Source organism: Streptomyces sp. ADMS (assembly GCF_033441795.1).
GTDB lineage: Bacteria > Actinomycetota > Actinomycetes > Streptomycetales > Streptomycetaceae > Streptomyces.
This window is the reverse complement of record NZ_JAVFVX010000156.1, coordinates 1-12,901: the sequence shown is the minus strand read 5'-3', so window position 1 is coordinate 12,901 and position 12,901 is coordinate 1. Positions and strand designations below refer to the sequence as shown.

The 12,901-nt window shown below is 67.0% G+C and carries 14 protein-coding genes; 9 read left to right on the top strand and 5 right to left on the bottom strand.

Going from position 1 to position 12,901, the window contains the following annotated elements; genetic code table 11:
* From RB628_RS36740 to dnaA, 3 genes are all read right to left on the bottom strand, one after another.
* Nucleotides 1-508: NAD(P)-binding domain-containing protein (locus tag RB628_RS36740; protein ID WP_318324982.1), on the bottom strand; the 508-nt coding region annotated here is incomplete at its 3' end.
* A 147-nt stretch (nucleotides 509-655) separates the two neighbouring features.
* Nucleotides 656-1,786 (bottom strand): DNA polymerase III subunit beta, encoded by a 1,131-nt coding sequence (dnaN, locus tag RB628_RS36735; RefSeq protein WP_318324984.1) that lies wholly within the window; start codon nucleotides 1,784-1,786, stop codon nucleotides 656-658.
* A gap of 880 nt (nucleotides 1,787-2,666) precedes the next feature.
* The gene (dnaA, locus tag RB628_RS36730) at nucleotides 2,667-4,559 is read right to left on the bottom strand and encodes a chromosomal replication initiator protein DnaA (RefSeq protein ID WP_318324981.1); all 1,893 of its coding nucleotides are present in this window, start codon (nucleotides 4,557-4,559) and stop codon (nucleotides 2,667-2,669) included.
* Between the two features lie 386 nt (nucleotides 4,560-4,945).
* Here dnaA and rpmH point away from each other — a divergent pair, with 386 nt between their 5' ends.
* The 9 genes from rpmH (at nucleotide 4,946) to RB628_RS36685 (ending at nucleotide 11,938) form a co-directional block, all read left to right on the top strand.
* Complete coding sequence (rpmH, locus tag RB628_RS36725) at nucleotides 4,946-5,083, top strand: 50S ribosomal protein L34 (protein ID WP_006381191.1); 138 nt, start codon at nucleotides 4,946-4,948, stop codon at nucleotides 5,081-5,083.
* A gap of 21 nt (nucleotides 5,084-5,104) precedes the next feature.
* Nucleotides 5,105-5,476 (top strand): ribonuclease P protein component, encoded by a 372-nt coding sequence (gene rnpA / locus RB628_RS36720; protein WP_318324980.1) that lies wholly within the window; start codon nucleotides 5,105-5,107, stop codon nucleotides 5,474-5,476.
* The gene (gene yidD / locus RB628_RS36715; protein ID WP_318324979.1) at nucleotides 5,473-5,826 is read left to right on the top strand and encodes a membrane protein insertion efficiency factor YidD; all 354 of its coding nucleotides are present in this window, start codon (nucleotides 5,473-5,475) and stop codon (nucleotides 5,824-5,826) included. Before rnpA ends, yidD begins: the two co-directional genes overlap by 4 nt.
* A 3-nt stretch (nucleotides 5,827-5,829) precedes the next feature.
* Nucleotides 5,830-7,113 (top strand): membrane protein insertase YidC, encoded by a 1,284-nt coding sequence (gene yidC, locus RB628_RS36710; protein WP_318324978.1) that lies wholly within the window; start codon nucleotides 5,830-5,832, stop codon nucleotides 7,111-7,113.
* Between the two features lie 15 nt (nucleotides 7,114-7,128).
* On the top strand, nucleotides 7,129-7,644 hold the full coding sequence (locus RB628_RS36705; RefSeq protein ID WP_318324977.1) for a protein jag: 516 nt from the start codon (nucleotides 7,129-7,131) through the stop codon (nucleotides 7,642-7,644).
* Nucleotides 7,645-7,825: 181 nt separating this feature from the next.
* Entirely contained in the window at nucleotides 7,826-8,542 is a 717-nt protein-coding gene (gene rsmG / locus RB628_RS36700) for a 16S rRNA (guanine(527)-N(7))-methyltransferase RsmG (RefSeq protein WP_318324976.1), read from the top strand.
* Between the two features lie 281 nt (nucleotides 8,543-8,823).
* On the top strand, nucleotides 8,824-9,897 hold the full coding sequence (locus RB628_RS36695) for an AAA family ATPase (protein ID WP_318324983.1): 1,074 nt from the start codon (nucleotides 8,824-8,826) through the stop codon (nucleotides 9,895-9,897).
* Nucleotides 9,894-10,994, top strand: coding sequence for a ParB/RepB/Spo0J family partition protein (locus RB628_RS36690; protein WP_318324975.1), 1,101 nt, complete (start codon nucleotides 9,894-9,896; stop codon nucleotides 10,992-10,994). Before RB628_RS36695 ends, RB628_RS36690 begins: the two co-directional genes overlap by 4 nt.
* A 326-nt stretch (nucleotides 10,995-11,320) precedes the next feature.
* Nucleotides 11,321-11,938, top strand: coding sequence for a GNAT family N-acetyltransferase (locus tag RB628_RS36685; protein WP_318324974.1), 618 nt, complete (start codon nucleotides 11,321-11,323; stop codon nucleotides 11,936-11,938).
* A gap of 80 nt (nucleotides 11,939-12,018) precedes the next feature.
* Here RB628_RS36685 and trxA read toward each other — a convergent pair whose 3' ends face one another.
* Together trxA and RB628_RS36675 are read right to left on the bottom strand one after the other, a co-directional pair.
* Nucleotides 12,019-12,351, bottom strand: a complete 333-nt coding sequence (gene trxA, locus RB628_RS36680; protein ID WP_318324973.1) for a thioredoxin — start codon at nucleotides 12,349-12,351, stop codon at nucleotides 12,019-12,021.
* 41 nt (nucleotides 12,352-12,392) lie between these two features.
* Nucleotides 12,393-12,901, bottom strand: a 509-nt coding sequence (locus RB628_RS36675; protein ID WP_318324972.1) for an NAD(P)/FAD-dependent oxidoreductase, incomplete at its 5' end; no start/stop codon positions are given.

Below are 12,901 nucleotides of genomic sequence, written 5' to 3'. Positions count from 1 at the left end.
TGCCGTTGTGGACCATCTTCGAGAAGTGCCCGGCACCCACCTTGCCCGCGTGGACCGCACCGAGGTCGCCCTTGGGCTTGAGGGCGTCGAAGACCGGCTGCACCCTGGCGATGTGTTCGGCGTCGCCGCCGTACATCAGCGCATAGCCGTTCTCCAGGCCCCAGACGCCGCCGGAGACGCCGCAGTCGACGAAGCCGATGCCCTTGGCCGCCAGCTCCTCGGCGTGCTTCTCGTCGTCCGTCCAGCGCGAGTTGCCGCCGTCCACGACGATGTCGCCGGGCTCCAGGAGCTCGGCCAGCTCGTCGACGGTGGACTGGGTGGGGGCGCCGGCCGGGACCATCACCCACACCACGCGCGGGGCGCTGAGCCCGTCCACAAGCTCCTTGAGGCTGTGGACATCGGCGACGTCCGGGTTGCGGTCGTATCCGATGACGGTGTGGCCTGCGCGGCGGATCCGCTCGCGCATGTTTCCGCCCATCCTGCCGAGGCCGACGAGACCGAGCTCCATCAGTGGTTCCTTAGGTTGCGACGTGGCATAAGGGCACTCCTGCTTGCTGGTACCCACCTCCGAGCCTAAACCCGGACGCTCATGCACATCTGTGGGCATACGCGCTCAAACGCATGCCCCCACCTGCGGCGTTCCCGTCGGAGGCGCTCAGCCGCTCAGGCGGACCGGCATGATCAGGTACTTGTACGCCTCGTCCGCCTCCGCGTCCACAGCCGGCTTGCCGCTGAGCAGCGCGGGCTTCGTGGACGTCGTGAAGGAGAGCTGGGCCACCGGGGAGTCGATGGCACTCAGGCCGTCCAGCAGGAACGTGGGGTTGAAGGCGATCGAGACGTCGTCGCCCTCCAGCTGCGCGTCGACCCTTTCCACAGCCTGTGCGTCGTCGCTGGAACCGGCCTCCAGGATGAGCACGCCCTGCTCGAAGCTGAGCCGCACCGGGGTGTTCCGCTCGGCCACCAGGGCCACCCGCTTGACGGCCTCCACGAAGGGGGCGGTCTCGATCACGGCGATGGAGTTGAACTCCGTCGGGAACAGCGAGCGGTACTTCGGGAGGTCGCCCTCCAGCAGACGCGTCGTCGTGCGACGGCCGGCGCCCTCGAAGCCGATGAGGCCCTCGCCCGCGCCAGAGCCGGACAGCGCGAGGATCACGCTGTCGCCGCTAGTGAGCGCCTTGGCGGTGTCCAGGAGCGTCTTGGCGGGCACCAGGGCCACCGCGGACGCCTCCGGGTTCTCCGGCTTCCACAGGAACTCGCGGACCGCGAAGCGGTAGCGGTCGGTGGAGGCCAGCGTCACCGTGTCGCCCTCGATCTCGATGCGCACACCGGTGAGGACTGGCAGCGTGTCGTCACGCCCGGCGGCGATGGCCACCTGCGCGGCGGCGGAGGCGAAGACCTCACCGGGCACCGTGCCGGTGGCGGTCGGCATCTGCGGCAGAGCCGGGTACTCCTCCACAGGGAGTGTGTGGAGCGTGAAGCGGGAGGAACCGCACACCACCGTCGCCCGTACACCGTCTGTGGAAATCTCCACCGGGCGGTTGGGAAGGGCACGGCAGATGTCGGCGAGAAGCCGGCCGGACACCAGGACCGTGCCCACCTCCTCGACCTCGGCCTCCACCGACACCCGCGCGGAGACCTCGTAGTCGAAGCTCGACAGGCTCAGCTGGCCTTCCTCGGCCTTCAGCAGGAGGCCGGCGAGGACAGGGGCCGGCGGACGGGCCGGGAGGCTGCGCGCCGCCCAGGCAACTGCCTCCGCGAGTACGTCGCGTTCCACCCGGATCTTCACTGTTGCCGCCTCCTGCTGTTGCCGGCGCTTCTCGGCCTGCCTGGCTTCGTCGTCTGTCTCGGTGTCGTCGGTCCCCGTGCTGGGAAGGACACCGGGGAACAGTCTGACGCACGGCACTGACAGTAGGTGCCTGTCGGGGTCAAGTCGTGACGAGGGGCAGTCGGGCTTCCGACAGCGAGTTGTGCACAGGACCCACTTCGAAACGGATTCCCAGCTCTCTCTAGTTGTCAGTAGTAGTAGGGGCTGTGGATACCGTGGATAACCCCGTTTGCGCAGCTCAGGCAGGAGATTTTGTCCACTGGCCCTGTGGGTGGAGGCGGTGGATAACCAGGCCTCTCTGTGGAGAACGGAAAGTTCTGCACACTCCATGCACAGGCGGGGGCGACTTCTCCCCAGCGCCGTCCCCAGCTTTACCCGGCTTTCCCACAGAGCAACCCGACACCCGGGTGTGACGCCTTTCACTCGACACGGTGAGGAGGCGCGTCGTGTTGCCGAACAGTGGACAGGGGTGTGGAGAAGCCGGTGATCGCTGGGGACAACCGGCCGCAGCCTGTGGGCTGTCGGTGGACAAGTCCGTGCACAGCCTGTGGATCATTTCTTTGTCCACAGCCTGTGGAGATCTTTTGTCCACTAATCCACAACCAGCTGACCTGGTCTGATGGTCTATCACCAGCCTGGCCTGTGGACACAGTCTGGACAACTTCCCGGTCCCCAGGGTGTGGACGCGAAAAAGTCACCGAATCTGTGGAGGGTGGCCGTAACCCGGCCCACATTCGAACAGTGGGTTGCGGCACGGCAACGGCCGACGCGCGCCGGAAACGGCGAAGGCGCCCTCGGGAACTCGTCCCGGGGCGCCCTCGGTGCCGCAACCGCGCTGCTGTCAGCCGTTCTTGATGCGGTTGGTGAGCTCGGTGACCTGGTTGTAGATGGAGCGGCGCTCGGCCATCAGCGCGCGGATCTTGCGGTCGGCGTGCATGACGGTCGTGTGGTCGCGGCCGCCGAACTGCGCCCCGATCTTCGGCAGCGACAGGTCGGTGAGTTCGCGGCACAGGTACATGGCGATCTGGCGGGCTGTGACCAGCTGGCGGCCGCGTGAACTGCCGCAGAGATCCTCGACCGTGAGACCGAAGTAGTCGGCGGTCGCCGCCATGATGGCCGGCGCGGTGATCTCGGGTGTCGAGTCCTCGCCGCCCGGGATCAGGTCCTTGAGGACGATCTCGGTGAGGCCGAGGTCCACCGGCTGCCGGTTGAGGGACGCGAACGCCGTCACCCGGATCAGTGCGCCCTCCAGCTCGCGGATGTTGCGCGAGATGCGGGAGGCGATGAACTCCAGGACCTCCGGCGGGGCGTTGAGCTGCTCCTGGACCGCTTTCTTGCGGAGGATCGCGATGCGCGTCTCCAGCTCGGGCGGCTGGACGTCGGTGATCAGGCCCCACTCGAAACGGTTCCGCAGCCGGTCCTCCAGCGTGACCAGCTGTTTGGGCGGCCGGTCGGAGGAGAGCACGATCTGCTTGTTGGCGTTGTGGAGCGTGTTGAAGGTGTGGAAGAACTCCTCCTGTGTCGACTCCTTGTCCGCGAGGAACTGGATGTCGTCGACAAGAAGGATGTCCATCTCGCGGTAGCGCTTGCGGAAGCTGTCGCCCTTGCCGTCGCGGATGGAGTTGATGAACTCGTTGGTGAACTCCTCCGAGCTCACATACCGCACGCGCGTGCCGGGGTAGAGACTGCGCGCGTAGTGCCCGATCGCGTGCAGCAGGTGCGTCTTGCCGAGTCCGGACTCCCCGTAGATGAAGAGGGGGTTGTAGGCCTTCGCGGGTGCCTCGGCGACGGCGACGGCGGCCGCGTGGGCGAAACGGTTCGACGCCCCGATGACGAACGTGTCGAACAGGTATTTGGGGTTGAGGCGTGCGGTGGGCTCGCCGGGGCCCGGCGGCGGAGTCTGCCTCGAAGCGGGCGAGCCGGGGGCGCCGCCACCGGGACGCACGGCGCCTCCGGGTGCGCCTGGTCCGCCTCGGTGCGCGTGGCCGCCGGCCGACGGGGACTCCGACAGGTCGCGGCGACCGTCGCGCTGCTCGTACTCCGAACGCTGCTGTCCGTAGTCGGCGCGCTGCTGTTCGTACTCGGAATGCTGCTGCTCGTACTCGGAGCGCTGTTGTTCGTAGGGCGAGCGGTCGCGCGCCGGCTGCGGGCGGTAGTCCGAGGACGGTGACGCGTACGGGTCGCGTTCCGGGAAGCCGAGCCGGGGCTGCTGCCAGCCGTAGTCGTCCTGGGTGGTCCGGGGCCAGGAGCCGGGTTCGGGGCGCTGGTACTCCGACGGGTAGGCGGGGCGGGCGGTGGGGAGCGGGTCCGCGTGGGAGGGCTGCTGGCCGTCGCGGTTCTGGGGGCGGTCGTCGGCGCGGTGGCGGCCGTATCCCTGATAGGGGTCGCGGGCCGGGGGGAGGTCGGGTTCCTCGTAGCGCGACTGCGGGGTGGGGGGCGCGGGCGGGGAGGGCTCGCCGACGGAGTCGTCCACGGTGATCGCGATGCGGATCGGTCGGCCGCACTCGCGGCTGAGCGTCTCGCTGACGATGGGCGCGAGGCGGCCTTCGAGTACGCCTTTCGCGAATTCGTTCGGTACGGCGAGCAGGGCGGTGTCCGCCACCAGGGCCAGCGGCTGGCAGCGCCTGATCCAGCGCTCGTCCTTCACCTCGACGCCCTGTCCGCGGCCCTCACCGAGGAGGTGTTCCAGCACTCGTGGCCACACTGCGGCAAGATCGGCAGGTACGTCAGCCACAGGGCACGCTCTCTCACGGGTCCCACGAACGTGTGGTTCTGGGACGTATCGGGATGTACATCGGGTGGGACGGGCGAATGGGAGTCCGGCCACGGTAGTCAGGGCGGCGGGTGCGGTTCAAGTTGTTGTCCCCAGGCTGTGGATAGTGTCTCGCCCTGGGTGCTGGTTTGACCGGATGGCGTAGCCCCGCGTACCGTGACCAGGTCGAGTTGTCGATGGCTGCTGCCGCCTGCCTCCGATGGGCATAGATCACGTACCAGGGCTCCTACCAGGGCACCTTCAGTGATCGGGAGCGGTGCACTCGGGCGTAAGCGAGCTACTCGTGGGCGCACGGTGACAGCCAAGACGGCACCCCGGTACCTACCGATTCTTTCTGGAGCCCCCGAGTGAGCAAGCGCACCTTCCAGCCGAACAACCGTCGCCGCGCCAAGACCCACGGCTTCCGCCTGCGGATGCGTACCCGTGCCGGTCGCGCGATTCTCGCGAACCGCCGTGGCAAGGGTCGCGCCAGCCTGTCCGCCTGATCCTGATCAGGTCATGACGTCGTGCTGCCTACCGAGCATCGGCTGAGGCGGCGCGAGGACTTCGCGACCGCGGTACGACGGGGTCGCCGGGCCGGCCGCCCGCTTCTCGTCGTCCACTTTCGTAGCGGTACCACGGACCCGCACGCGCCTGGGGAGAGCGCTCCCCCGACGCGTGCGGGTTTCGTCGTCAGCAAGGCGGTGGGCGGCGCGGTGGTCCGCAACAAGGTGAAGCGCAGGCTTCGCCACCTGATGCGCGAGCGAGTCGCCGAGCTGCCCCCCGGTAGCCTGGTAGTCGTACGAGCGTTGCCCGGTGCGGGCGATGCCGACCATGCACAGTTGGCCCGAGACCTGGACGCCGCTCTGCAGCGGCTGCTGGGAGGGGGCGCGCGATGAAGTACCCGCTGCTGGCTCTGATCAAGCTGTACCAGTGGACGATCAGTCCGCTGCTCGGGCCGGTGTGCAAGTACTACCCGTCGTGCTCCCACTACGGCCACACGGCCATCGACCGGCACGGCGCGGTCAAGGGAACGGCACTCACGGCTTGGCGCATCCTGCGGTGCAACCCGTGGTCGCTCGGCGGTGTGGACCATGTCCCGCCGCGCAAGCGTCCGCGGTGGCACGAAATGCTGCGCAACACCTGGCGTGCACGCAAGGGCGGGACCTCCGCCGCCGGCGCGGCCATCGAGGGGCAGAATCCTTCGAGCCCGGCCGCCGAGACCCCGTCCCATGTCCAAGGAGCATGATTAGTGGACACGATTGCCAGTATTTTCAGCTTCATCACGACACCCGTTTCCTGGGTCATCGTCCAGTTCCACAGTGTGTACGGCGCGGTCTTCGGCGACGACACGGGCTGGGCCTGGGGCTTGTCCATCGTGTCCCTGGTGATCCTGATCCGCATCTGCCTGATCCCGCTCTTCGTGAAGCAGATCAAGGCGACCAGGGCGATGCAGACGCTGCAGCCTGAGATGAAGAAGATCCAGGAGCGCTACAAGAACGACAAGCAGCGCCAGTCCGAAGAGATGATGAAGCTGTACAAGGAGACGGGCACCAACCCGCTCTCCTCGTGCCTTCCGATTCTGGCGCAGTCCCCGTTCTTCTTCGCGCTGTACCACGTGCTCAACAGCATCGCGAACAACGACACCATCGGTGTCATCAACCAGAGCCTGTTGCAGAGCGCGCAGAAGGCGCACATCTTCGGCGCTCCGCTGGCCGCGAAGTTCACTGACAGCTCGGCCGACGTCACGGCGCTCGACGCCTCGCTGACCACCGTCCGCATCGTCACCGCGGTCATGATCGTCCTGATGTCGGCGTCGCAGTTCTACACGCAGCGCCAGCTGATGACGAAGAACGTCGACACCACGGTGAAGACGCCGTTCATGCAGCAGCAGAAGATGCTGATGTACGTCTTCCCGATCATGTTCGCCGTCTTCGGCATCAACTTCCCCGTCGGTGTCCTCGTCTACTGGCTGACCACCAACGTGTGGACCATGGGCCAGCAGATGTACGTCATCCACAACAACCCGACCCCGGGCAGCAAGGCGCAGGCCGCCTATCTGGAGCGTCTGTACAAGCACGTCACGCACCACGGCAAGACCCGCGGCCGCGGTGAGCGCGCCATCGTGAAGGCCATCGTCGCCAAGGGCCGTGACCGCAACGAGTTCGAGCGCAAGTTCATCAACGGTCTGAACAAGGCGGGTCTGGCTGCCCAGGCCGACGGCACGGTGACGAAGGGCGTGAACCCGGAGGTCGCCGAGACCGAGGACGGTACGCCCGCCACCGGCACCGCCAAGCGTCAGCAGCCCAAGCGCCAGAGCAAGTCCCAGCGCCAGTCGGGCCCCAGGTCCGCAGGAGGTGCTGAGCCGGAAGCCTCCACGACGTCGCTGATCAAGTCCGATGAGCCCGAGGACGCCAAGCCGGCCGGAGAAGCTGCCAAGCAGGCCGCCTCCAAGCCTGGCGCCGGTGGCCGAAGCAAGGCTCAGTCCGGACAGCGCAAGGGTCCGCAGCGCCCCAAGTCCCCGTCCAAGAAGTAAGAAGGAGCCCATCCCGTGACGGAAGGCACCATTACCTCCGCCGCAGCAGAGGGTGTCGACACCCTGTCCCGCCTGGAGCAGGAGGGCGAGATCGCGGCGGACTACCTCGAGGGTCTGCTGGATATCGCCGACCTCGACGGCGACATCGACATGGATGTCGAGGCCGACCGCGCCGCTGTCTCGATCATCAGCGACGCGGGCAGCCGAGACCTGCAGAAGCTGGTCGGCCGGGACGGCGAGGTGCTGGAGGCCCTCCAGGAGCTCACGCGTCTGGCTGTGCACCGGGAGACCGGGGACCGCAGTCGGCTGATGCTCGACATCGGGGGCTACCGTGCCAAGAAGCGCGAGGAGCTGTCGGAACTGGGCGCCAAGGCCGCGGCCGAGGTCAAGAGCTCTGGCGAGCCCGTCAAGATGAAGCCGATGACGCCGTTCGAGCGCAAGGTCGTGCACGACGCGGTGAAGGCCGCCGGCCTGCGCAGCGAGTCCGAGGGCGAGGAGCCCCAGCGCTTCGTCGTCGTCCTTCCCGCCTGATCGGTTACGTACGTCTCTCCGGCCCCGTCTGTTGCGCAGGCGGGGCCGAACTTTGTCAGCCTGTAGTTCCCGGCAGCTGTTGGCCCTCTGTTCGTCCCCCTGGGTCCTCGACAGCACCGGTCCCTGATAGTCCTGGTGATCAGCGCCCAGTGCGCTCATGCGGTACGGAAGGACGGTCCCCGTGACGGAGGCAGCGGAGCTCCCCCCGGCGCCCGAGCAGGCGCGCGAGGTGTTCGGCGATCGCTTCGCGGACGCGGTCCGATACGCGGAACTGCTCGCCGAGGCGGGTGTGCAGCGCGGTCTGATCGGCCCGCGCGAGGTGCCCCGGTTGTGGGAGCGGCACCTGCTGAACTGTGCGGTGCTCTCCGAGGTCGTGCCCGAGAACGTGACGGTGTGCGATGTCGGCTCGGGCGCCGGTCTGCCCGGCATTCCGCTGGCGCTGGTCCGGGAGGACCTGAAGATCACGTTGCTCGAACCGCTGCTGCGCCGGACCAATTTCCTTGCCGAAGTCGTTGAGCTCCTGGGCCTGGACCATGTGACGGTCGTTCGTGGACGCGCCGAGGAGGTCATGGGGACGCTTCAGCCGGTCCACGTGGTGACGGCGCGTGCCGTGGCTCCGCTGGATCGTCTGGCCACCTGGGGCATTCCTCTGCTGCGTCCGTACGGGGAGATGCTCGCGCTCAAGGGGGACACCGCTGAGGAGGAGCTGAAGGCCTCGGCCACAGCGTTGAGCAAGCTCGGGGCGGTCGAGACGTCCATCCTGCATGTGGGTGAGGGCGTGGTGGACCCGCTGTCGACCGTTGTGCGGGTCGAGGTCGGGGAAAGTCCCGGGGGAGTGCGGTTCGCAGCGAAGAGGGCCAAGGCTGCCCGGACGGGACGGACGCGACGCCGACGCTGATCGTCACGTTCGTTGATCCGTCCTGACGAAGAGACGTACTCCACACAAGCTGCCAAACCGATACATCTCGGAGTGTCGCGCGGCCGTGGCCCTCGTAGCTGGGCATCTTGTTTCACGTGAAACGTCGCTCACTTCTGCACGGCATCATCAGCCGCGGCCGGGCCGCGGCTGCACCCCGCGACCGGAAGCCTCTCCGTTCACTCGGAGAGGTAACGGAGTTGTCCACAGAGGTGGATTTCTCCACAGAACACCAGGCCTCACTGGTTCACGACCCCGAAGGCATGGCAGGCTCTGTTCATTGCGAGCCTGAAGTCGAGGAGAGTGAATCCTTGCGGTCCAACGCCAACATCGCGGGACCGATGACCGATCCGGTCCCCGGTCCCCGAACCGAGTCGATCGGGGAGGATGTTTCACGTGAAACACCGCCCCCGATGGACGACACTCCCATCGGTCGTGCTGCCCAATTGGCGGTGGAGGCTCTGGGGCGGGCCGGCGAAGGCCTGCCACGGCCGGAGCGGACCCGTGTCATGGTGGTCGCCAACCAGAAGGGCGGGGTGGGGAAGACGACGACAACCGTCAACCTCGCTGCTTCGCTGGCCTTGCACGGGGCTCGCGTTCTGGTCGTGGACCTCGACCCTCAGGGCAATGCTTCCACGGCGCTGGGGATCGACCATCACGCCGATGTTCCTTCCATCTATGACGTGTTGATCGACAGCAGGCCACTCTCGGAAGTCGTTCAGCCGGTCCCTGACGTCGAGGGCCTCTTCTGTGCACCCGCCACGATCGATCTCGCCGGTGCGGAGATCGAGCTGGTGTCCCTGGTGGCACGAGAGAGCCGGCTTGAGCGAGCGATCCAGGCGTATGAGCAGCCTCTGGACTACATCCTCATCGACTGCCCGCCCTCGCTCGGTCTGCTGACGGTCAACGCACTGGTCGCCGGCGCCGAGGTTCTGATCCCGATCCAGTGCGAGTACTACGCGTTGGAGGGCCTGGGTCAGCTGCTGCGCAACGTTGATCTGGTACGGGCCCACCTCAACCGCGACCTTCAAGTAACGACGATCCTGCTCACCATGTACGACGGCCGGACGCGTCTTGCGTCCCAGGTCGCGGACGAGGTGCGCAACCACTTCGGCGACGAAGTGCTGCGGACGAGCATTCCGCGCTCCGTCCGAATCTCAGAGGCGCCGAGCTATGGACAGACGGTGCTCACCTACGATCCAGGATCGAGCGGTGCCCTGTCCTATCTTGAGGCGGCCCGGGAAATCGCGCTGAAGGGTGTCGGCGTCAGCTATAACGCGCAGCACGCCCACATCGGCGCACAAAGCGAACAGAGCATCGTGGAGGGTATCCAGTGAGCGAGCGACGGAGGGGGTTGGGTCGTGGTCTCGGCGCACTGATCCCAGCTGCACCGACCGGAGACAGGCCGACGCCACCGGCGATGGGGGGCACTGCCTCCACCTCACCGGCGGCGGTACCGGTACTGACGGCTGAGCGTGGAGTGGCCGCGGCGAAGGTGGCCACGCTCCCGCCTGTTTCACGTGAAACAGATGAGGCTTCCTCGAACGGCTTCGGGGATGCACCAGCGCCTCCTGTCGGCGCCTACTTCGCCGAGTTGCCCCTCGACTCCATCACGCCGAATCCGCGACAGCCGCGTGATGTGTTCGACGAGGACGCGCTGGCCGAGCTGGTCACCTCCATCAAGGAGGTCGGTCTCCTCCAGCCCGTCGTCGTACGGCAGGTGGGTCCCGCTCGCTACGAGCTCATCATGGGCGAGCGGCGTTGGCGGGCCTGCCGTGAGGCGGGCCTCGATGCGATCCCGGCTATCGTGCGGGCCACGGAGGACGAGAAGCTCCTCCTGGACGCGTTGCTGGAGAACCTGCACCGGGCGCAGCTGAACCCACTGGAAGAGGCTGCCGCCTACGACCAGTTGCTTCAGGACTTCCATTGCACGCACGATCAGCTGGCGGACCGGATCGGCCGTTCCCGTCCGCAGGTCTCCAACACCCTGCGTCTGCTGAAGCTCTCGCCGGCGGTCCAGCGCCGTGTCGCCGCCGGAGTCCTCTCTGCCGGGCACGCCCGGGCGCTTCTTTCCGTGGACGACTCGGAGGAGCAGGACCGGCTGGCTCACCGGATCGTGGCTGAAGGGCTCTCGGTCCGGGCTGTCGAGGAGATCGTGACCCTGATGGGCTCACGCCCGAAGGCGGCTGCGAGGGCCAAGGGACCGCGGGCTGGTGCCCTGGTGTCTCCGGCGCTGACCGATCTCGCGGGCCGTCTCTCGGACCGCTTCGAGACGCGGGTGAAGGTGGACCTCGGCCAGAAGAGGGGCAAGATCACCGTCGAGTTCGCCTCGATGGAGGATCTGGAGCGCATCCTCAGCACCCTCGCCCCGGGCGAGGGTCCGGTCCTTCAGAAGAGCCTTCTGGACGACGATTCCGAGGAATCGGGGGACTGAGGCCTGCGCCGGCCGGGCGGTATGCACTCGGCTGACAGTCAGAGCGGGCTGTGTCCGGTGTGTACCGGGACACGGCCCGCTCTTTGCTTTCAGGCGGTATCGATGCAATCGCTTGGTGGATACGATGCGATCGAGTATGGCGCATTCACCTGGCAGCACCTGTGATGGGGAGGCGGGGCCATGCGAACGGTGAGCCGTACCGGACTGGTGAGCGTGGGTCTGGGACTGGGTGCTGTCGGCGGGTTCGTCGGCAGTCTGCTCAGGGAACGGAGCGCTCTGACAGCCGCCCGCGATGCCGCGGGCGAAGGAAGCGAGGAACAGCCTTCATGGGGCGTCGGCTCGTACCGCTCACGCTGGACAACCTTCAGGACCTTCCCAAGCGCTGTCGTGCGTGTGTCTTCTGGGAACTGGATCCCGTCAGCGGCGAAGCCGCAGTAAAGGCGGGCAGGCCCGAGCTGGAGAAGGAAGCGTGGATCTCGGCCGTCCTGCTCGACTGGGGCTCCTGCGGCCGTGTCGTCTACGTTGACGACAATCCTGTGGGGTTCGTTCTGTATGCCCCTCCGGCTTATGTGCCCCGTTCCACAGCGTTCCCCACAAGCCCGGTCTCGCCGGACGCGGTGCAGCTGATGACCGCGTTCATCGTGCCGGGCTACCAGGGGCAGGGACTGGGGCGCGTGATGGTTCAGACGGTCGCCAAAGATCTTCTACGACGGGGCGTCAAGGCGATCGAGGCCTTTGGCGACGCCCGCTGGAAGGAAGCGGCCTGCGTCCTGCCCGCTGACCATCTTCTCGCCGTGGGCTTCAAGACGGTGCGGCCCCATCCCGTGCATCCTCGGCTTCGGTTGGAGCTGCGGACGACGCTCTCCTGGAAGGAAGACGTGGAGATGGCGCTCGACCGTTTGCTGGGAGCAGTGCAGAAAGAACCGGTGCTGCGGCCGCTCTAGGCGCTGACAAAACACGAGTGGGCCGGCCCTTTCGGGCCGGCCCACTCGTGTTTCACGTGAAACATCGGCTGCTGCGTCGACTACTCGGCGATGAAGTCCTCAAGGTCACGCACGATCGCGGCCTTCGGCTTGGCGCCGACGATGGTCTTGGCGACCTCGCCACCCTGGTAGACGTTCAGGGTCGGGATGGACATCACGCCGTACTTTGCGGCGATACCGGGGTTCTCGTCGATGTTGAGCTTGACGACCTCGATCTTGTCGCCGTACTCGGCGGCGATCGCCTCAAGGGACGGCGCGATCTGGCGGCACGGTCCGCACCATGCGGCCCAGAAGTCCACCAGGACAGGCTTGTCGCTCTTGAGGACGTCCTCGTCGAAGGAGTCGTCGGTCACGTTCTTCAGGGTGCCGGCCACAGGGGCTCCTTAACTCGATGCTGCGGTGGGGCGGATGGGGATCAGACAGCGGTCTTCTCGGGCTCGGCCTGCTCCTCGTGGTCCGTCAGAGCGGCGAGGAAGCGCTCGGCGTCCAGAGCCGAGGAGCAACCGGTGCCGGAGGCGGTGATCGCCTGCCGGTAGGTGTGGTCGACCACGTCACCGGCGCCGAATACACCGCTCAGGTTGGTCCGCGTCGAGGGCGCGTCGACCTTCAGGTAGCCCTCTTCGTCGAGCTCCAGCTGGCCCTTGAAGAGCTCGGTGCGCGGGTCGTGGCCGATCGCGATGAACAAGCCCGTCACAGCCAGGTCCGACAGTTCGCCCGTCTTGAGGTTGCGCAGTTTCAGTCCGGCGAGCTTCGGGTCGCCCTGGATCTCGGCGACCTCGCTGTCCCAGACGAAGCGGATCTTCGGGTCGGCGAAGGCGCGCTCCTGCATCGCCTTGGAGGCGCGCAAGGTGTCCCGGCGGTGGACGATCGTCACGGACTTGGCGAAGCGGGAGAGGAAGGTGGCCTCCTCCATCGCCGTGTCGC

Bases quoted from the DNA above. Each gene is read 5' to 3' on its own strand.
- RB628_RS36695 (WP_318324983.1), top strand. From the start codon at position 8,824: ATGGCAGGCTCTGTTCATTGCGAGCCTGAAGTCGAGGAGAGTGAATCC.
- yidD (WP_318324979.1), top strand. From the start codon at position 5,473: ATGAAGTACCCGCTGCTGGCTCTGATCAAGCTGTACCAGTGGACGATC.
- RB628_RS36685 (WP_318324974.1), top strand. From the start codon at position 11,321: ATGGGGCGTCGGCTCGTACCGCTCACGCTGGACAACCTTCAGGACCTT.